Origin of the sequence: Saccharopolyspora sp. 7B, from assembly GCF_020177435.1 — a bacterium.
GTDB classification, from domain to species: domain Bacteria; phylum Actinomycetota; class Actinomycetes; order Mycobacteriales; family Pseudonocardiaceae; genus Saccharopolyspora_C; species Saccharopolyspora_C gregorii.
Genome location: NZ_JAIUKC010000140.1, coordinates 1 through 977, shown reverse-complemented (window position 1 = coordinate 977; position 977 = coordinate 1). Strand labels below are relative to the sequence as shown.

The following is a 977-nucleotide window of genomic DNA, read 5'->3' as shown; positions in this document are numbered from 1 at the left end:
CCCCCCGCGGCCCCGCGCGCGCGGCCCCCCCCCCCCCCCCGCCGGCCCCCCCGCCCCCCCCGGGGGGCCCCCCGCCCCCCCCCCCCCCCCGCCGGCCCCCCCCCCCCCCCGATGTCGTCGTGCGCGGGGGTCATTTCCGGACGAAGAACTCGACCTCGGCCAGCGCGACGTGCTTGCCCGCGGTGAGCCCCCGGGCTTCCAGGACCTTCAGGCGGATCCGGACGACGTCGCTGCGGCGGATCTCGACGGGCGTCGCCTCCGTGGTGCTGGGGAGGGCTTGCTGCCGGGTCTCGGTCCGGCCGCGCGAATCGGTGGTGGTGATCTCGACCAGGGACGGGTGGGCCTCGGTCGGGAACTTCTTGACGTCCGTGGACGGTCCGACGGTGATGACGGTCCCGAGCAGGCGCCTCGGCCGCTCGAACTCGAACTCGATCCATTCGCCCGGGCCGGGCGTGCCCCAGTACTGGTTCGTGATGCCGTCGGTGGCGAACCCGGCGGGGTGGCCGGGGAGTTCGATGCTGGCCGTGGTCTTGGACGGGGTGATCTGCTCCTTCTCCAGCGTCTTGTCCAGCACGTCCTGCACGAGCCACGTGCCGAACGGCCACAGCAGGTAGCCGCCGAGGACGACGGCGAGCACGGTGCCGAGGATCGCGAGCCTGCGCCAGAGCCAGCGGAGCCGTCCGCGGTCCGGCCGCTTCCGCCACCGGATCTTCGTGGGCCGTTCGTCGGGGTCGGGGTTGAGCGCGCTCGCGCAGCGGACGCAGAACCGCCGGGTGGTCGGGTTCGGGGTTCCGCAGGACGGGCAGGGCGGCCCGTCCTCGGTGACGGGCGTGGGCTGCACGGCCTGCTGTTCGGGGCGAGGTGCGATGGGTTTCGCCGGTTGCACGGCGGCGGGTTGGTCGTCGTCATCCGGCTGCTCGGCCGGTTCCGCGGCCTGCGCGGGGGTGTCGGGTGGCGGGAGCGGCCGTTGCGGGGGA

At 75.2% G+C, this 977-nt stretch carries 1 protein-coding gene; it reads right to left on the bottom strand.

Annotated elements, in window-relative coordinates; translation table 11 throughout:
• Window positions 1-130: 130 nt before the first annotated feature.
• Window positions 131-977, bottom strand: an 847-nt coding sequence (locus LCD33_RS21375) for a discoidin domain-containing protein (protein WP_224978198.1), incomplete at its 5' end; no start/stop codon positions are given.